This is a genomic window from Bifidobacterium catenulatum PV20-2, from assembly GCF_000800455.1.
Classification (GTDB): Bacteria; Actinomycetota; Actinomycetes; order Actinomycetales; family Bifidobacteriaceae; genus Bifidobacterium; species Bifidobacterium kashiwanohense_A.
Map to the genome: position 1 here is coordinate 632971 of NZ_CP007456.1, position 18735 is coordinate 651705.

The 18735-nt window shown below is 56.0% G+C and carries 15 protein-coding genes and 4 tRNA genes; 15 read left to right on the top strand and 4 right to left on the bottom strand.

Annotated features, from left to right (window positions below; translation table 11 throughout):
* Nucleotides 1-116: 116 nt before the first annotated feature.
* From alr to AH68_RS02680, 5 genes are all read left to right on the top strand, one after another.
* Nucleotides 117-1475, top strand: coding sequence for an alanine racemase (gene alr, locus AH68_RS02660; protein WP_039199711.1), 1359 nt, complete (start codon nt 117-119; stop codon nt 1473-1475).
* Nucleotides 1476-1580: 105 nt separating this feature from the next.
* On the top strand, nt 1581-3665 hold the full coding sequence (gene dnaG, locus AH68_RS02665) for a DNA primase (RefSeq protein WP_039197416.1): 2085 nt from the start codon (nt 1581-1583) through the stop codon (nt 3663-3665).
* Nucleotides 3666-4049: 384 nt separating this feature from the next.
* A complete protein-coding gene (locus AH68_RS02670) occupies nt 4050-5246 on the top strand; it encodes an anion transporter (RefSeq protein ID WP_039197418.1) in 1197 nt (398 codons plus the stop codon).
* Between the two features lie 147 nt (nt 5247-5393).
* Nucleotides 5394-5470: transfer RNA gene (locus AH68_RS02675), tRNA-Arg, on the top strand.
* Between the two features lie 87 nt (nt 5471-5557).
* Nucleotides 5558-7573, top strand: coding sequence for an elongation factor G (locus AH68_RS02680; protein WP_039197420.1), 2016 nt, complete (start codon nt 5558-5560; stop codon nt 7571-7573).
* A 64-nt stretch (nt 7574-7637) separates the two neighbouring features.
* Here AH68_RS02680 and AH68_RS02685 read toward each other — a convergent pair.
* From AH68_RS02685 to AH68_RS02700, 4 genes are all read right to left on the bottom strand, one after another.
* Nucleotides 7638-7713: transfer RNA gene (locus tag AH68_RS02685), tRNA-Gly, on the bottom strand.
* A 33-nt stretch (nt 7714-7746) separates the two neighbouring features.
* Nucleotides 7747-7819 (bottom strand) — tRNA-Val (locus tag AH68_RS02690).
* A gap of 45 nt (nt 7820-7864) precedes the next feature.
* Nucleotides 7865-7936, bottom strand: a tRNA-Val gene (locus AH68_RS02695).
* A gap of 85 nt (nt 7937-8021) precedes the next feature.
* The gene (locus tag AH68_RS02700) at nt 8022-8630 is read right to left on the bottom strand and encodes a GNAT family N-acetyltransferase (RefSeq protein WP_236682435.1); all 609 of its coding nucleotides are present in this window, start codon (nt 8628-8630) and stop codon (nt 8022-8024) included.
* Between the two features lie 273 nt (nt 8631-8903).
* On the opposite strand from AH68_RS02700, the gene AH68_RS02705 reads away from it, so the two are divergent.
* From AH68_RS02705 to AH68_RS02750, 10 genes are all read left to right on the top strand, one after another.
* On the top strand, nt 8904-9560 hold the full coding sequence (locus AH68_RS02705; RefSeq protein ID WP_039197423.1) for an amino acid ABC transporter permease: 657 nt from the start codon (nt 8904-8906) through the stop codon (nt 9558-9560).
* Nucleotides 9547-10221 carry an amino acid ABC transporter permease gene (locus AH68_RS02710; RefSeq protein WP_033501376.1) on the top strand — a complete coding sequence of 225 codons (675 nt, stop codon included), beginning with the start codon at nt 9547-9549 and terminating at the stop codon, nt 10219-10221. Before AH68_RS02705 ends, AH68_RS02710 begins: the two co-directional genes overlap by 14 nt.
* Entirely contained in the window at nt 10214-11050 is an 837-nt protein-coding gene (locus AH68_RS02715) for an amino acid ABC transporter ATP-binding protein (RefSeq protein ID WP_052189128.1), read from the top strand. The genes AH68_RS02710 and AH68_RS02715 overlap by 8 nt, the downstream gene beginning before the upstream one ends.
* Before the next feature lie 72 nt (nt 11051-11122).
* Entirely contained in the window at nt 11123-12028 is a 906-nt protein-coding gene (locus AH68_RS02720; RefSeq protein ID WP_039197426.1) for a cysteine ABC transporter substrate-binding protein, read from the top strand.
* A 243-nt stretch (nt 12029-12271) separates the two neighbouring features.
* Nucleotides 12272-13282 (top strand): ketopantoate reductase family protein, encoded by a 1011-nt coding sequence (locus AH68_RS02725; protein WP_039197428.1) that lies wholly within the window; start codon nt 12272-12274, stop codon nt 13280-13282.
* 88 nt (nt 13283-13370) lie between these two features.
* The gene (locus AH68_RS02730) at nt 13371-14243 is read left to right on the top strand and encodes a MetQ/NlpA family ABC transporter substrate-binding protein (protein WP_039197429.1); all 873 of its coding nucleotides are present in this window, start codon (nt 13371-13373) and stop codon (nt 14241-14243) included.
* Nucleotides 14244-14344: 101 nt separating this feature from the next.
* A complete protein-coding gene (locus AH68_RS02735; RefSeq protein ID WP_039197431.1) occupies nt 14345-15406 on the top strand; it encodes a methionine ABC transporter ATP-binding protein in 1062 nt (353 codons plus the stop codon).
* Nucleotides 15407-15411: 5 nt separating this feature from the next.
* Nucleotides 15412-16071, top strand: a complete 660-nt coding sequence (locus tag AH68_RS02740) for a methionine ABC transporter permease (RefSeq protein WP_039197434.1) — start codon at nt 15412-15414, stop codon at nt 16069-16071.
* A 62-nt stretch (nt 16072-16133) separates the two neighbouring features.
* Nucleotides 16134-17309 (top strand): pyridoxal phosphate-dependent aminotransferase, encoded by a 1176-nt coding sequence (locus tag AH68_RS02745; RefSeq protein ID WP_039197436.1) that lies wholly within the window; start codon nt 16134-16136, stop codon nt 17307-17309.
* Between the two features lie 340 nt (nt 17310-17649).
* Entirely contained in the window at nt 17650-18696 is a 1047-nt protein-coding gene (locus AH68_RS02750; protein ID WP_039197438.1) for a uroporphyrinogen decarboxylase family protein, read from the top strand.
* Nucleotides 18697-18735: the final 39 nt, after the last annotated feature.

An 18735-nucleotide genomic window follows, 5' to 3' on the forward strand; every position in this document is an offset into this window, starting at 1 on the left:
TATGTAAGGAGAGTGTAAAAACCTGGCGCGGACAAAAACGTGAAAACCCCGTGAATCGTCTCACCATGTGTGTGCGTCTTTCCGAAGCCGTCACGTGGGAGCGCAACAATAGAGCCATGACTTTCAATGCTGCCCGTGAATGGCAATTCTCATCCGAACAAGGCAAGGCCAATTATGAGGCCGCCCAAAAGCAATACCCGGCGCAGGCCATCGTCGATATGGCCGCATTGCGAAACAACATGCGTCATTTGGTGAGCGTGGTTGGCGGCCCGAATTCCGGCACCGCTGTGATGGGTGTGGTCAAAGCCGACGCGTACGGGCATGGTCTTATTCCGGCCGCGCTCGCGGCACTTGCGGGAGGTGCGACCTGGCTGGGCACGGCGCAATCACATGAGGCACTGCTGCTGCGCAAGGCGGGCATCGGGCCGGACCGCTGCCACATTCTGACATGGGTATATAACGGCATGGCTGTGCCTTTTGACGAGCTGATCGACAATGATATCGATATTTCCGTAGGCTCATTGCCGGGCATTGACGGCGTTGCGGCCGCGGCGCGTCGTCTTGGGAAAACCGCGCGTGTGCATGTGAAGGTCGATTCCGGTTTCGGGCGTAATGGGTTCACTCCGGCCACGTTCGACGCGGCGCTCGCCAAGCTGGTGCCTCTCGCTAAGGAGGGTGTGTTGCATATTGTCGGCCAGTGGAGCCACTTGGCGGTGGCCGATGCTCCGGACGTGCCTGAATTCGTGGCGTCCACTGATAAGCAGATCGAGAATTTCAAGGATTTCACCCGTCGTATGGAAGTTGCCGGCATTGCGCCGGAGATTCGTCATCTTGCCAATACGGCGGCCACGCTTTCGCGCCCGGAGATTCATTTTGAGCTTACCCGCCCGGGTATTGGCTTGTATGGTTATGAGGCTGATCCGGCTATGGGCACGCCTGGCACGTATGATTTGACTCCGGCCATGACGTTGCAGGCGCAGCTTGGCACGGTCAAGGATGTGGAGGCAGGCCATGGCATTTCCTATGGCCGCACGTACCTGACTCCTACAGACACGTCCACCGCGATCGTGCCTGTCGGCTATGCGGACGGCATTCACCGTTCCGCTTCCGGTTTCGATATGGAAGGCGCGAAGCATGTGGTCAAGCCTGGCGGTCCGGTGCGTGTGATGACTACGGAAGGTCCGCGCCTGTACCGTGTGTCTGGCCGCGTGTGCATGGATCAGTTCATGCTTGACCTGCACGGTTCCGCGGAAAAGCTTGGCGTGCATGAGGGCGACACCGTGCAGCTGTTCGGTCCGGGCCGCGGCGAGGATTATGCTGAACCGACCGCCGACGATTGGGGCCGTGCCGCAGGCACCATCAGCTATGAGATCTTCACCTGTCTGTGCAACCGCATTCCGCGCCTGTACGAGCACGCCACCGACGTGCTGCCGGCAGAGGATCTCGCCAAACTCAATCCCGCAACCATTCTGTAAGGAAACGGGCGTGGAAAACAAGGCACGCCGTGAAAGTCAATATGGTGGGCGCGGCACGTTCGATGGTTGGTCAACGTGCCGCGCTTGCTGTTAAGGTGGTGAGCTATGCCAGGAATGATTCTGAAGGAAGACATTGAAAAGGTCCGCGCCACCGCCGATCTGTATGACATTGTGTCCGCGACGGTTTCGCTCAAGCCTTCCGGAACTGGCACTTATGTAGGGTTATGCCCTTTCCACGATGAAAAAACGCCAAGTTTTTCCGTGCGCCCGGCGTTGGGCGTATGGCATTGCTTCGGTTGCGGTCTCGGCGGCGACGTGTTCGGCTATATTGAACATCAGGAGAACGTCGACTTCCGCGACGCCGTCGAGCTTTTGGCCGACAAATACCATATCGAATTGCGTTATGACCAGTCGAGTGCCAAGAAGGAGCATACCGGTTCGAAACGTGCCCGCCTGCTGGAAGCCAACGAGGCCGCACAAGAGTTTTTCGTATCGCAGCTGATGACCAAAGACGCGCTCGCCGCACGTAAATTGCTTGACGGTCGTAACTTCAGCCAGGCCGATTGCCAGCGTTTCGGTTGCGGATACGCTCCGCAAGGTTGGGACAATTTGGTGCGCTATCTGGCCGGTAAAGGCTTCACGCAGCAGGAGATGCTGGACGCGGGATTGGCTCGCCAAGGCCAGCACGGGGTGTACGACTATTTTCGAGGCCGAGTAACATGGCCGATTCGCGATTCGACCGGTCGTACGCTGGGCTTCGGAGCGCGCAAATTGTATGAGGACGATTCGATCGGTGCGAAATACATCAACACGCCGGATACGGTGTTGTACCGCAAAAATCAGGTGCTCTATGGCATTGACATGGCGAAGGCTGCGATCGTCAAGAAACGTCAGGTGGTGATCGTCGAAGGCTATACCGACGTGATGGCCATGCATCTGGCCGGAGTTGACACTGCGATCGCCACATGCGGTACCGCGTTCGGTGCTGAACATGCCAAAATCGTACGTCGTCTTATCGCCGACGATTCGTTGGGCGCGGTACAGCTGATTGGTCCGTTGAAGGTTGATGGGCAGCAGTTGAGTTCCCGCATCATATTCACGTTCGATGGCGATGCTGCCGGTCAGAAGGCCGCGATTCACGCGTTCGGATTGGATGCCGCGTTTTCGACGCAGGCGTTCGTCGCCGTGGCCGATGACAATCTCGATCCATGCGATTTGCGCATCAAACGTGGCAATGAGGCAGTTCGCGCGCTTATTGCGAATGCCGAGCCGCTGTATGATTTCGTGATCAAAACCGCTATCGGACGTTTCGACACCACCTATGCCACGGGGCAAATGGGGGCGGTCAAGGCCGTGGCGCCACTGATTGCGCAGATTCGCGACCGTTCGCTGCTTGACTTGTATTCACGCAAGGCGGTACGCCAAATCGGCGTCGATCTTGACATCATGCAGCGCGAAGTGCGTGACGCCCGTCGCAAACTCAATGTGCGGGACGAGGATGCGTATGCACCGAAACGTCGTTTTGCCGCCAATGCCGCAGCAGCGGCGGAACCTCGCATGGATCAGGGCGCGAATCCGTATGCGAATCCTTCCGCGCGCAAGGCGTTGGAACATCGTGACGCTGCGGAGCAATCCTATTACCGTATCGACGATGCCGTGTTCATTTGCGAACAGCAGTTCATGGCGACCCTGATCCAGGTGCCGCTTGCCGTGGATCCGACATTGTTCGCCAGCCTCACGCTGTCGAGCTTCATGACCCCCGTGTTCCGTACGCTGTTCCAAGCCATCGCTGCGGCCGGCGGTCTGCCGTCCACGGATACCCCGCAAGGACTGTGGATGCATAATCTCACCAAAGCAGGCGGACCGATGCTGGAATCCGTGATCAACGAGCTTGCCGTCATGCAGCTGCCGTTGCCGCCGAGTGACGCCGATACGGAACGTGCGTCGCAACAATCGCAAGAAATCAACGTGCAATTGCGCAAACCGACGGACGATGAGCGCAGGTATGCGTCCGAACTCATCATTCGACTGCTTGACACGGGCATCATGCGCAAGATTGGTGCGGACAAGCGTCGCATGGCGCAACTGCCGGACGGTGCCGAGAAAATCGAGCTGCTCGGTCAGATCACCAAACTTGAGACCTTGCGTAAGGATCTGCAGGCGAGGGTGTTTGGCAATAACGTCGCCTGAATATCTGTCGTGTACTTGAGCTTCCGCCGTGCGCCAGAACGTCTGATACCCCCGAACATCTTTGTCTGGCACTTGGATTTGCCTCATATCCGAGTGTCGTATGAACGGCCGGCGAACATGTGGTGAACGAGGCGAGAATACTTGACGAATTCTTAGTTGACATACAGTATCTTCCGGCGTGTTTTGCAATTGCAAAACAGTTTTGCCGGTTTGCAAAGGTAAAGAACAGTAGGGCGTAGTGGCTGAAAAACGTTGGAATGGTCGGAAAAATCGTATGCCAAGGGTATGTGCTATGCGATTTTTCGGGTAAAGTGAATACGGCGTTTCTTGAGAAAATCGCCCGGGTCTGCAAACGGTTTGCAAACTGGATTCACGGAGGAATGAATGCGACGATTGGTCGTTAAAATCCTGAAAAACGAGACCATTCTCGTAGTTGCTTCCATACTTGCTCTTATTTCATGCTTTATCGTGCCTCCTGACAAGGAGTACGGCGGATATATTCATGCGAGCACCATTTCGCAGCTGATCTGCCTGATGCTGGTGGTGTGCGGCTTCCAGCGCATCGGCGTGTTCCGTATCATTGGCTCACGATTGCTGCATCATGTGAGCACCGCACGCGGATTGGTGATCACGCTGATTTCGCTCACGTATTTTTCCGGCATGCTGATTACCAATGATGTGGCGTTGGTTACGTTCATTCCGTTCGCGATCGCGGTGCTTACCATGGCCCATATGGAGGAGCATGCGGTGCTGGTCGGCACGTTGATGACCGTCGGCGCGAACGTGGGCAGTATGTTGACGCCGATCGGCAATGCGCACAACCTGTATTTGAAAGCGTTGACGGGCATGCCGTCCGCTGAAATGATCGGCATTATGGCACCGTATTCCGTTGCCGCGGCGGTATTGCTGGTGATCATCGTCTGTGTGGCGTTCGGCAAGAAACCTGTTTCCGAATTTTCCTCTATCGACGGCAGCGGCATCGAACAGAATGTGCTCGCTCCGAATTCCGACCAGCCGCAGCCGGATGAGATTCGTGTGACCGGCTATGGCGCCGGCTATGGAGGTTGGCGAACAATCGTATATTGCGCATTGTTCATCGTGTGTTTGCTGGCTGTGAGCGATTTCATTCCACTATGGGCCATGTGCGTGATCGTGGTGGTGGCGTTCCTGTTCTGCGATCGCCGCGTGTTCCGCAATATCGACTGGGGATTGCCACTGACCTTCTGCATGTTCTTCATTTTCATCGGCAATATGAAACGAGTGCCGGAATTTTACCAGCTGGCCGAAGCTCTGGTGGGACAGCATCCGCTTGAAGTCGCCGTGGTGTCGAGTCAGTTCATTTCCAACGTGCCGACCACGTTGCTACTGTCGGGCTTCTGCGATCAATGGCGTGCTCTGATCATCGGCACCAACCTTGGTGGCATGGGCACGCTGATCGCATCCATGGCGTCGCTGATCGGCTACAAGAACGTGACGCGCAAGTATCCTGACAGGAAGGGACGCTATCTGGCTGTTTACTCGGCGGTGAACGTGCTGTTCCTCATTGTGCTGGTCGGTTTGAGCTGGATTATCGAACCGTGATCTTTCGCTTCCCTGATCTTGCGGGCTGTCGGCTCGTTTCAAGGTCGGGGAGTCGTAGGTTTTCATGGTTTTGCCTCGGTATGATGGCCTTATTCCGCGCGTTCAAGTTGGCAAGAACGCGCGAACTGACTATACTGAATCAGGTTTGGCCCTGTAGCTCAGCTGGATAGAGCATGTGACTTCTAATCTCAAGGTCGGGAGTTCGAGTCTCCCCGGGGTCACCACCAAGCCCTTACGTCAGCAGGCGTAAGGGCTTTCGCATATCGATAGGCGGCTGCTGCTTCGGCGGTAGCTCGGCAGCGGGAGGACCCATGAAACGAATCGTCACCGGCATTCTGGCGCATGTTGACGCCGGCAAAACCACGCTGTCGGAAGCGTTGCTGTATGCCACGGGCAACGTACGCAAACTCGGCCGTGTCGACCATGGCGACGCGTTTCTCGACACCAACACGATGGAACGGCAGCGAGGCATCACCATCTTCACCGAACCGGCGATCATCACCACGCCGAACCTCACCCTCACCTTGCTTGACACTCCGGGGCACGTCGATTTTTCGGCGGAAATGGAACGAACCCTCGCCGTGCTCGACTATGCGATTTTGGTCATTTCCGGTGCCGATGGCATCCAAGGGCATACCGAAACGTTATGGCGATTGCTGAAACGTTACAACGTGCCCACATTCATCTTCATCAATAAAATGGACGCTCCCGCAGCTGACAAAACGAAACTGCTCAATCAGCTGAAGAAGCGCCTTTCCGACGGCTGCATCGATTTCACCGGAGCGCATGATGGCAATGCGGCGCTTGCCGATGTTATGGAAGATATCGCCATGCAAAGCGAAGCCGCCATGGAATCGTATTTGGAAAGCGGAACTATCCCGGATGAAACCATTCGTAAGATGATCGCTGATCGTGACTTGTTCCCGTGTTTCTTCGGATCCGCGCTGAAAATGGACGGTATTGACGAGTTCATCGCAGGATTTGAGCGGTATGTGCGCGAACCGGAGTATGACAGCGAATTCGGCGCGCATATATATAAGGTATCGCACGATGCGCAAGGCAATCGCCTGACATGGCTCAAGGTAACGGGTGGTGAATTCAAGGCGAAGACGATGCTTTCCGGCACTGCGCGGGTTGGCACCGACCTTGGCGAGTCGAAAATCGACGACGATGGCATGTGGCATGAGAAGGCCGATCAGGTGCGCGTGTATTCCGGCGCGAAATTCACTACGGTCGATTCGGTTGTTGCTGGCACCGTGTGTGCCGTTACGGGCTTGACGCGAACGTTTCCCGGTGCTGGGCTTGGAAAAGAGTCTGACGGCGTGAATCCAGTGCTTCAGCCGGTGCTTACGTACACGTTGCTGCCGGGGAAGTGTGATATTCACGCTTGCTTGGTTGCGTTGCGCGAGCTTGAGGATGAGGATCCGTTGCTGCATGTGGTGTGGCAGTCGCATCTTGAGGAAGTTCATCTGCAATTGATGGGTGCGGTGCAGTTGGAGGTCATCCAGCAGATGATGCACGACCGGTTCGGCTTGGACGTGTCATTCGGCCCGGGCGGCATCTTATATAAGGAGACGATCGCACATCCGGTTGAGGGTGTGGGCCATTTTGAACCGTTGCGCCATTATGCGGAAACGCATGTGCTTCTCGAGCCATTGCCTATCGGCAGCGGCATGAGGTTCGCGAGCGTGTGCAGCGCGGATGTGCTCGACCGCAACTGGCAGAGGCTGATTCTGCAGCATTGCCAGGAACGTGAGCATTTGGGTGTGCTTACCGGCTCTCCAATTACCGATATGAAGATCACATTGCTGATTGGCCGTGCGCATTTGAAGCATACGGAAGGGGGCGATTTCCGTCAGTCCACGTATCGTGCGATTCGGCAAGGCTTGATGGACGCGAAGGAACGCGGCGACTGCCGTCTGCTGGAGCCGTGGTATGGCTTCCGTTTGGAGGTTCCGCAAGATATGGTCGGCCATGCGATGGCCGACATACAGCGTATGAGCGGCTCGTTCGACACGCCTTCCGGCGATGGTGAATATATGGTGCTTGAAGGTGAGGCGCCGGTCGCCCAAATGCGAGATTATGCGATGGATGTGAACGCCTACACGCACGGGCGTGGGCATTTGAGTTGCGTGTTCGCAGGGTACAGGCCATGCCACAACGCCGACGAGGTGATTGAGCAGTCCGCATACGATCCGGAATCCGACTTGGAGAACACACCGGATTCGGTATTCTGCGCGCATGGAGCCGGCTACCCAGTCAAATGGTACAAGGTTCCCGAATTCATGCATCTCGACTACGCTTGGCATGGCACGGGGAAGCAGTGACTGTTCGGGAAAGACCGGATAACGGATAAACGAAGAGCCCCACCAATCCGGTGGGGCTCTCTGATGGAGCGGACAACGGGACTCGAACCCGCGGTCTCAACCTTGGCAAGGTTGCGCTTTACCAACTAAGCTATGTCCGCAAAGAACTTCCGCCGTGAGAAGCGGAAATTCAGTGGGTGATATAGGAATCGAACCTATGACCCCTTCCGTGTGAAGGAAGTGCGCTAGCCGCTGCGCCAATCACCCGTGGGATAATTCTGCCGGTTTCCCAGCTTCGTTACCCGCTTCGCGTGGGCGATACAAGATTCGAACTTGTGACCCCTTCCGTGTCAGGGAAGTGCGCTACCTCTGCGCCAACCGCCCGAAGCGAGTGCTAACTTACGTGGATTCTCGGCGGAATGCAAATCATCGGCGTGTCGCGATGGTGTTGCGAGGGGGCAACACGCTGTCAATTAGCGATCGAAACCACTGGAATTTCCATGGTTTTCGCGTCTGGATCGGACTCAACGAATGATTCTTCAGAAGGGGATTGCGTCAACGTCAAGCGCATCTGATGCCATGCCACATTGCCGTGCGTCGAAGCGGACATGCCTTCGTCCACGAATCCCAGACGGGCGTAAAATCCAACAAGACGTTCCTTGCATGTCAGCACAATGCCTTTGCGCCCGGCAATCGTCGAATCAAGAATCACACGACGCAGCAGATAGCTAGCGCAACCGCGATGCTGGTAGACGGGAGCCACGTCCACGCCGAAAATCATCTGCCAAGCGCCATGCTCGTCGTGCAGGGAAACATCCTCATACATGACGTCAGCCAAATCCTTTTCATTGGTCGTCATGCCGTTGACGAAACCAACCAGCGTGCCATCTTCCACGGAAGCGGGGAAGCAGGTATCGTCGTCATCGTCAGTGTTGATCAAGAGCCAGAAATGATTCGGATACGTGGCGACGCGTGCGGCCAGGCTCTCGTTCGTTGCGGCCTCCGCAGGTGGGAAGCAGGCAGCCTCCACAGCCTCAATCGCGTCCAAATCCTCCATCGTTGCATGTCGAATGAGCATGTGCATACTTTCTCGCAAGGTATACCCAATCTTCACATTTTGGTATGGGCGAACAGAGGAAACGCCAGCGTGCGATACTGTGAAAGGATCGCCGGAAGCATTTTCGGAAGCTGATAAACGCCTATATGAAAAACCGATAACGACGTGGCCTGTTCCGCGATTGTCGTGCGGTACGATGGGGCGCGTCCACGGCGAAAGCCTGAAACGGTCTGAAAAGGTTCCGGGGGATCCGTAGAGCATTCGAAAACCTGAAGAGAAAGATGGGAGGCGCGTGTGTTCGACTGGACATTCGTGACGCATTACGCGCCGTTCTTCGTCAACGGCTCGGTGATGACGCTGTTCATTTCCCTGTTCGGCATCGTGCTTTCGACCGCGGTTGGACTTATTTGCGCAGGCATTGAAATTGCACGCATTCCCGTACTCAAGCAGATTGTGCGCGTCTACATCGAACTCAGCCGTAACACGCCGTTGCTGGTGCAACTGTATTTCCTGTATTTCGGCTTGCCGAAGCTTGGCATCGTATGGTCCGCGGAACAATGCGCGATCGTGGGACTTGGCTTTCTTGGTGGCTCCTACATGGCCGAAGCGATGCGCGGCGGCCTCGAAACCATTCCGAACGTGCAACGTGAATCCGCGTACGTGCTGGGTCTAAGCCAATGGCAGACCTTGAGCCGCGTGGTCATTCCGCAGGCCATCAGTACGTCCATTCCGGGCGTTGTGGCCAACGTGATCTTCCTGATCAAGGAATCATCCGTCGTGTCGGCCATCGCGCTTGCCGACGTGATGTACATGGCCAAGGATCTGATCGGCATGTACTACAGCACGTACGAGTCGCTGCTGATGCTGGTCGTCGCATACTTGGTGATTCTGCTGCCGATCTCATTGTTCGGCACTTGGCTGGAACGGAGGTTCGACTATGAGCGGCGCTGAGATTCTGCTCGAGCCGGGCGTGTTCCCGCGCCTGCTGCAGGGCCTGTGGGTTACGGTGTGGATCGCCGGTGTTTCGGTGGGGCTTTCCGTTCCGGTGGGATTGGTTGTCGGTTGGTTGATGACGATGAAGAATCCCGTCATTCGCGTGTTGACCAGGATTTATTTGGATTTCATTCGCATCATGCCGCAATTGGCGTTGCTGTTCATCGCGTTCTACGGTTTCGCCCGTGCGTGGAATTGGAATTTGGATGCGACTGGCGCATGCGTGTTCGTGTTCGTGCTGTGGGGTGGCGCGGAATTGGGCGATTTGGTGCGTGGCGCGCTTGAGTCGATTCCGAAAGCCCAGTATGAGTCCGCGTATGTGCTTGGGCTGAGTGGCTGGCAGACGTTCGTTAAAGTGATTCTGCCGCAGGCGTTGCGTAGGCTTCTGCCGGCTTCGGTGAATCTGGCGACACGAATCGTGAAAACGACATCGCTGGCCGTGCTTCTCGGCGTGGTCGAGGTCATCAAAGTGGGCCAGCAGATCATCGACGCGAACCGTTTCCAATATCCGACCGGAACCCTGTGGATCTACGGGGTGATTTTCTTCATGTACTTCATCGTGTGCTGGCCGCTGTCCATCGTGGCCCGCCGATTGGAAAAGAGGTGGTCGCATGACTGACACAGTGGGCAAGCAGGATCAGGCAGGCCAGGCAAGTCTTGAGATTGCGCATTTGGTCAAGCAGTACGCCAATGCCGACAAGCCGGTGCTGAACGATATTTCCTTTGACGTGCCGCATGGCAAGGTGTTTGTGATCGTTGGACCTTCCGGTTCCGGCAAATCGACGTTGTTGCGCACCATCGCAGGCCTTGAGCCGATTCAGGGCGGCACCATTTCGCTCAACGGCGAAGTGATCGAAACAGGCAAGCCGGGCACTGAGTCCGCTGGGCGCAGCAAGCGCAGTAGCGAACTGCGTACCCGTGTTGGCATGGTGTTCCAAAGCTACGACCTGTTTCCCAACAAAACCGTGCTCGGCAACATCACATTGGCACCGACCCTGGTGCAGAAGCGAGATAAGGCCGAAGTCGAGCAGGAGGCGATCAAGCTTCTGGAACGCGTCGGCCTTGCCGACCGCAAGGATTCCTGGCCGCATGAGCTGTCCGGCGGCCAACGTCAACGCGTGGCCATCTGCCGTGCGCTGATCCTGCATCCGGAAGTGCTGCTCTTCGACGAAGTCACCGCCGCGCTCGACCCGGAAATGGTGCGCGAAGTGCTCGACGTGATGCTCGAGCTTGCCGATTCCGGCCAAACCATGCTCATCGTGACGCACGAAATGCAATTCGCGCGAGCCATCGCCGACCAGGTGATCCTGCTTGAAGACGGCGGCATTGTGGAACAATCCGACAATGCCGAACAATTCTTCACCAATCCGACCACCGAACGAGCCAAGCGGTTCCTGCGCACGTTTGAATTCGACCGGCATCGCCAGTCCGCCAATCAATCCGAATAAGCAAGACAAATGGCGAGAATCGGCGAAATCCAAGATTTTGATAGCAGTCATCTTTGCAAGAGAGGAGAAACCATGACCGCATCAATCATCAACAAAACATTCAAGAGCATCGTGGCCGCATCGGCCGCGTTGATCATGGCAGCCTCGGTGACTGCTTGCGGCCCGTCCGCGGCCACTCCGAGCGATGAGAGCTCCACTGGCAGCGATTCCAGCTCCAGCAGTAGCGCCACCGCCCGCACTCTGGACGAGATCAAGAAGTCCGGCGAACTCAAGGTTGCCGTCTTCTCCGACAAGGCCCCGTTCGGATACATCGACAAGGAAGGCAAAAACGCCGGCTACGACGTGTACTTCGCCGAGCGTCTCGGCAAGGATCTGGGAGTGAAGGTCAAGTACACTTCCGTCGACCCGGCCGCCCGCGTGGACGTGCTCACCTCCAACAAGGTGGACATCACGCTGGCCAACTTCACCGTCACCGACGAGCGTAAGGAGAAGGTCGATTTTGCCAAGCCGTACATGAAGGTGGCACTCGGCGTGGTCTCCCCGGAAAATGCCGAAATCACTGACGTGAGCCAGCTTAAGGGCAAGACGCTGATCATCGCCAAGGGCACCACCGCCGAAAGCTACTTCGAGAAGAACGAACCCGACGTCAAGCTGCAGAAGTACGACCAGTACGCCGACGCCTACAATGCGCTGCTCGACGGTCGTGGCGACGCTTTCTCCACCGACAATACCGAGGTACTGGCTTGGGCCAAGTCCAACAAGGGCTTCAAGGTCGGCATCACCAAACTCGGCGATGAGGACACCATCGCTCCGGCTGTACAGAAGGGCAACAAGGAGCTGCTCAACTGGCTGAACGACGAAATCGTGAAGCTGGGCAAGGAGAACTTCTTCCACAAGGATTACGAAGAGACCCTGAAGCCGGTGTACGGTTCCGACGTCAATCCGGATGACATCGTGGTCGAGGGCGGCAAGCTCTGACAATCACCTGACCTGACGGCAACCTGCCGTCCGTCAATTCTGTTTCCAAGCCTTCCGTGGCATGTGCCGCGGGAGGCTTTTTCATATCCTGATAACCGTTCATAAAAAAGAATTATTACGATTTGCGCCTTTCATAAAAATCGCATATAGCCACGCCGGCATAGGAAAGGATTTTTACCGATATCTTGTGATTATCGCTTGAAAGAAGCCATACGAAAACACGCATGAGAGAGGGGACAGCGTATGAAGTACGCAGTGATCGGTGCAGGCGGAATGGGCATCCAGTACGGTGTGCTGCTGCAGGAATTCGCACACAAGGATGTCGATTTCATCGATACGTGGAAGCCGAATGTCGAGAAGATCCGCGAGCAAGGTGGCGCCTACGTGTCTCAAGATGGTGAAGACCGCCATCTTGTGCCGATCAACGTGTACTACCCGGAGGAATACGCCGGCCAGCCAGACGTGTGGATCGTGTTCCTCAAGCAGATGCAGCTTGACGGCGTGCTCAAGCGCTGTGCCCACCTGTTCAACGAGAAGCAGATTGTGTTCTCCGCCATGAACGGCTATGGACACTTCGAAAAGCTCAACGAATACTTCCCCAAAGACCGCATTTACGGCGGCACCGCACTGATCGGTGCCTACGTGTACGGCCCCGGCGATTTCAACTTCACCGGCGGAGCACATGCCAAGGCCATGAACCTGTGTGCCTACGCGGACGATGTGACTGACGAGGTGCGCAAACACGAGCAGGCGCTGTACGAGGATTTCGCAACGGCCACGCTCAACCCGACCATCGTGGACAACTTCATCGGCATGTGCATGGCGAAAATCGTATTCAACTCGGTGCTGAACACGTTGTGTACCATGTACCAGATTCGTTTCGGCGAATTCCATGCGCATCCCGACGCGCGTTGGCTCACCGAACAGCTGGTCGATGAAGCTTACAGCGCGGCCGAAGCGGCCGGATACCAACTGTTGGGCACGCGCGAAACGGAAGTCGAAACCATTCTGCATACCGCGGGCGTGGCACATCCGCTGCACTATCCGTCCATGTATCAAGACCTGACCAAGGGGCGTCCAACGGAAGTCGACTACATCAACGGCTATATCGCCAAAGTCGGACGCGAGCATGGCTACGAATGCAAGCTGCACGAATTCCTAACCCGCGAAGTGCATCTCGCCGAACAAGCCTTCGCCATCCACAATCCAGACATCGTGAAACAAGCTGAGGCAGACGCCGAAGCAAGCAAATAAACGGTCAATCATCAATCGCAATGAACGGTAGGTAGCTGCCAATTGCTGCGAAACAAACTTTTCGCACACCAATAAGAGAGGGGAAACCATGACCATCACCATCGCCAAGAAGAGCGGCATCAAACGAATCGCCGCCGCAGTACTCGCCGCTGCAACACTTATTTCCGTTGCGGCATGCGGTTCCGGCAACAGCGCATCCGCATCCGACAGTCTGAATACCACGAAGGGCAAGACCACCACAATCACCGTCGGCGTGTGCGCAGGACCATACGGCGACATGGTCGACAAGGTTATCGCGCCACTGCTGAAAGATGACGGTTTCAAACTGAAAACCAAGCTGTTCAACGATTATGTGCAGCCCAATAAGGCACTTGCATCTGGTTCCATTCAGGCGAATCTTTTCCAGCATGGCAATTATCTGAAGAAGTTCACCGCCGACAACAATCTCGACCTGACCTCCCTTGGACAGACCCCAACCCTTGGCTTGGGCATCTATTCCAACAAGTACAAGTCCATCGATGACATCGAAGACGGAGCTACGGTCGCAATCGCCAACGATGGCTCTAACCTGGCACGTTCTCTCGGCGTGCTCCAGCAGCAGGGTCTGGTGACGCTCAAGGGCGAGGTTGATGCCACCAAGGCCACGGTCAACGATATCGCATCCAATCCGAAGAACCTCAAAATCAAAACGATCGATGCTGCACAGCTGGCCCGTTCCTTGGACACCGTTGATGTGGCTCTGGTGCCGGGCAACTACTCTTGGGCTGCTGATCTGAAGCCTGCCGACGCGCTCGCCTTGGAAAAGCAGGATGATGGTGTGATCGAAGTGTTCGTGGTCCGCACCCAGGACGTCGATTCCGACTTCGGCAAGGCCGTCAAGAAACTGCTTGTCAGCCAGAAATTCAAGGACGCCATCGCCAAGAGCGAGTTCAAGGATTTCGGCAAGCCGAAGAACTGGTGATCCCGTCAGCGAAAGCTTACGACAGGCCCGCATGAGCCATAATCGGTAGCATGCGGGCCTGTCGTTCCGAACGGAACGATTCAAACGAAACGAGGAATGAAATGAGCGTCATCGAACTGGACGACGTGTCGGTTGCTTTCCACGAAGGAGGTCGCACCGTAGAAGCGGTCAAGCATGTGAGCCTCAGCGTGGAAAAAGGCGAGATCTTCGGCATCGTCGGCTTTTCCGGAGCCGGCAAATCGACGTTGGTGCGCACCATCAACCTGCTGGAACGCCCGACCGGCGGTAAAGTGCTTATCGACGGCACCGACATTACGAGATTGAAGGGCGCGACCTTGCGCGAACTGCGCAAAAAGATCGGTTTCATCTTCCAAAGCTTCAATCTGATCGCCAACGTCACCGTCGGCAAGAACATCGAATTCGCGCTGAAGGCGGGCGGATATCCGAAATCGCAATGGTCCGACCGTATCCACGAACTGCTGAGGCTCGTCGGCCTTGAAAGCAAGATTGACAGCTACCCGTCCAGCCTGTCAGGCGGACAGAAGCAGCGCGTGTCCATTGCGCGTGCGCTCGCCAACAAGCCGGAGATTCTCTTGTGTGACGAGGCGACCAGCGCTCTGGACCTCGAAACCACGGAAGGCATTTTGGCGCTCTTGCAGCGCATCAACCGCGAACTGGGCATTACCATCGTGTTCATCACGCATCAGCTTGACGTGGCGAAGCAGATTTTCGACCGAGTGGCCGTTATGGAAAACGGTGTGGTAGTGGAGCAAGGCAACACGTTCGACGTGTTCAGTGCTCCGAAACATCCGACCACCAAAGCGTTGGTGGAACGCTATCTCGGCATTGCCGTGCCACCGCAATTGGTGCCATCGCTGCCGGCCGGCACCATCGTGGAACTGCGATACAAGGGCGATGCGGCACTCGAACCGCTCATCAGCCAGGTTGCGCAGGATTACGGTGTGAGCATCGACGTGCTGCACGCGAATGTGGAATATTTCGGATCGCAGGCCATCGGCATTCTGATTGTGCTTGTTTCCGGCGCGGGGGAGCCTCTGCTGCAGGCGTTGAATACGTTGAGAACGCATGTGTTCAGCTATCGGGAACTTGATCGTGGGCAGCTGGTTGTGGCCGCCGAAGCTGCGGATAATCAGGAGGCGTGAGAACAATGGAAGAAACTCTGGAAATCCTTCAAGACAATCTTGGGCAAGCACTGATCGACACGGCATATATGGTTGTGGTGTCGGCGATTATCGGCGTAGTGCTGGGCACGCTGGTGGCATTGCTGCTGTATTTGACTGAAAACCGCTTGTTTACGCCGAATCATGTGCTGAACGTTATTGTAGGGTTCATCGTAAATGCGATTCGCTCGCTGCCGTTCCTGATTCTCATGGTGGTGCTTATTCCGGTTGCGCAATTGATTTTGGGTGATCCTTACACGCCGACCGGTGGCGCAATCTCCCTGTCGGTCGCCGCGGTGCCGTTCTTCGCGCGAATCGCGGAAAGCGCGTTCTCCGAAGTTGATCCGGGCTTGCTTGAGGCTGCCATCTCCACTGGCGCTACCACACGCCAAATCATTGTGGATGCGGTGTTTCCGCAAGCTTTGCCGTCGTTTATTCGCGGCGTGGTGCTCACCATCATTTCGTTGATTGGCTATTCCGCAATGGTCGGCACCATCGGCGCCGGCGGCATCGGCGATATGGCCATTCAATACGGCTATAACCGTTACGAAACCGGCGTGCTCGTTGTGATTGTTATTATTCTGATCGTCATTGTGCAGATCATTCAATGGATTGGCGATTGGTTCGCACGCAAGGTGACGCACTGATGGTTGCGTATATGCGTGAATGTGCGCATATGCAGTCGCGCGATGATAGGGAGGGTTGATTAATGACTTCGTATGTTTCTCCTGTTGCGTTCACTACGGTGGCGCAGTCGATTCCGCCGAATGTGTTTGCCGATATGGATCGCAAAGTGGCTGCCGCGGTTGCCGGTGGGGCTGATGTGATTGATTTGGCCAAAGGCAATCCAGACGCGTTTCCTGCTGATTTCATTCGAGAAGTAGCCAAAAAAGCGGTTGACGATCCGGCAAATGCCCGGTATTCGCCATTCGATGGCAAGCCAAGTTTTCTGCAGGCTGCCGAACAGTGGTATCGCAATACGTACGGTGTTGAGGTCGATTGGAAAACCCAGCTTTTTGCCGTGGAGGGTGCGGTTGATGGTCTGGCGTCTCTGTTCGCCGTGCTTGTTTCGCCGGGTGACGCCGTGGCATACGCCGATCCGTATTATCCCTCGTACCATTGCATGACGGTTATGAGCCAAGCTGAGGAGGTGCTGCTGCCGTCGCTGCCGGAACGTGGTTTTCTGCCGGACTTGGATGTAGTGCCTGCCGATACGTGGAATCGCGTGAAGGTGCTGGTGCTCAACTATCCGAACAATCCGACGGGCGCGCAGGCGCCGCGCGAGTTTCTTGAGCGGGCCATCGAATTGGCGCACGAATACCATTTCGCCATCGTGCAGGATTTCGCCTACGCCGGTTTGGGTGTGGAATCGCAGCAGATCAGCATTCTGTCATTGCCGGACGCGTTCGACGTGGCCGTCGAAGTGTGTTCGCTGTCGAAAATGTATGCGATGGCCGGCTGGCGTGCCGGTTTCATCGCGGGCAACGACGATATTGTGTCTCATGTGAAGCAGTACCACTATCAAATGGGTTCCATGGTTACGTCCAGCATTCAAGACGCGGGCACTGCGGCGTTGCTGTCGGATCAGAGCTGTGTGGCCGAACTTGCGGAACGGTATGCGTCTCGTCGCGAAATCGTTGCAGGTGGATTGCGTGAAGCCGGACTTGATGTCTTCGATTCAGACGGTGGCATCTACGCTTGGGTACATGCTCCTGAAAATCAGACGGGTGAACAGTTTGCCGACACGCTGCTGGAACGTACGGCCGTCGCCGCGCTGCCGGGCACGTGTTTTGGCAAAGTGGGCAAGGATTACGTACGATTCAGCCTGCTCAAATCCGAAGATCAGTTGCGTGAGGCTGTGCGTAGAATCGCTGAAATACTGTAGTTTTTCCGGTGTTTTCGCATTTTCGTATGCGTGTGAACGATAAAAAGGGCCCTTGCTTTCGTGATGTTTCTCTTTCGATCGTCATGAAAGCAAGGGCCTTTTTGCATGCCTGCTTTGTGATATGCATGTCGCGATTGGTTATTCGTTTTTTTATAGTGCTATACAAAAAAATAATAACTGTTTCAAGAATCGCAATACCGCGCGGTGCTGTCAAAACCCATAAGCAATGCCTATAAGCGAGCCAGCGTTTTGCCTGTTGTCGCGTTGTTCAATGGCGTTAGTTCATGAACGAACAGTTCAACCGCAAGACTTTGCACAAACTTTTTTGGAGGAATTGAACATGTCCATCAACCGTCGCCAGGCATTCCATGACATCGCCCGCCATCGTTCCGCAGACGTTCCTTATTTGACAGCCGCATGGCAGCACCTGATCGGCCACGAGTATGGAGCCGACGATTTCGCCGACGCTTACATCGATTTCGTGAACAAGTGGGATTGGGATTGGGTCAAAATCAACCCGCGTGCCATCTACTACGCCGAGGCATGGGGGTCCAAGTACGATCCCAACGAGTATGACGGCTATGTGATTCCACGTAAGCTAGAAGACGTGGTCAAGACGCCGTCCGACCTTGCGAAGATCGTCGAGCTCGATCCGAAAGCCAACGAAGTGCTCAGCCAGCAATATGCGTCCGCAGCCAAGATTCGCGCGGCCTTCACTGACCGAGCCGTACTGCAGTCCATTTTCAACCCTTTGAGCGTGCTGCTGCAGCTTGCCGATGTGCCGCTGTATCCCAGCGACCAATATGCCACCCCGGTACTCACCCGTGACGAACTCGTGTTCGATCATGCCGACGAAGCCAAGCAGGCACTGACCAACATCGCCAACACTCTGGCTACCTACGCGGTCGCGCTGGTTACTCCGGTCGAACAGGGTGGTGCGGGACTTGACGGCATTTTCTTCGCGCTCACCGGGACCGTGAGCGAAGGTTACTTCACCAAGGAACAGTACGCTGAGTTCGGCGAACCGTACGATCGTATTGTGCTCGACGCCATCAAGAACGCCAATCCCGACGCCGAAGTGTTATTGCACACCTGTCGCGCCTTCTCCAACCCGGACTGGTTCGACGATTACGGCGTCGAAATCGTGCAGTGGGACCAGTACCTCGATGGTAATCCGCAGATCGACGCGGATCTCAAGGTCGTTCCAGTCGGCGGCCCGAGCTTCACGGACTTCGCCACCAATGGTGACGCCAATGTGGTCAAGGCGGACATTGAGAAGGTCATCGCGCTGCGCGGAGGCAAGCCGTTCCTGCTGTCACCAAGCTGCACCGTGCCGACGCCGGCCAGTGAGGAATCGTTGCAGGCGCTCGCCGCGGCACGCGCCTGAGTCCGAGATTTTCCATACGAAAGCAAGAAGAGAGGAACT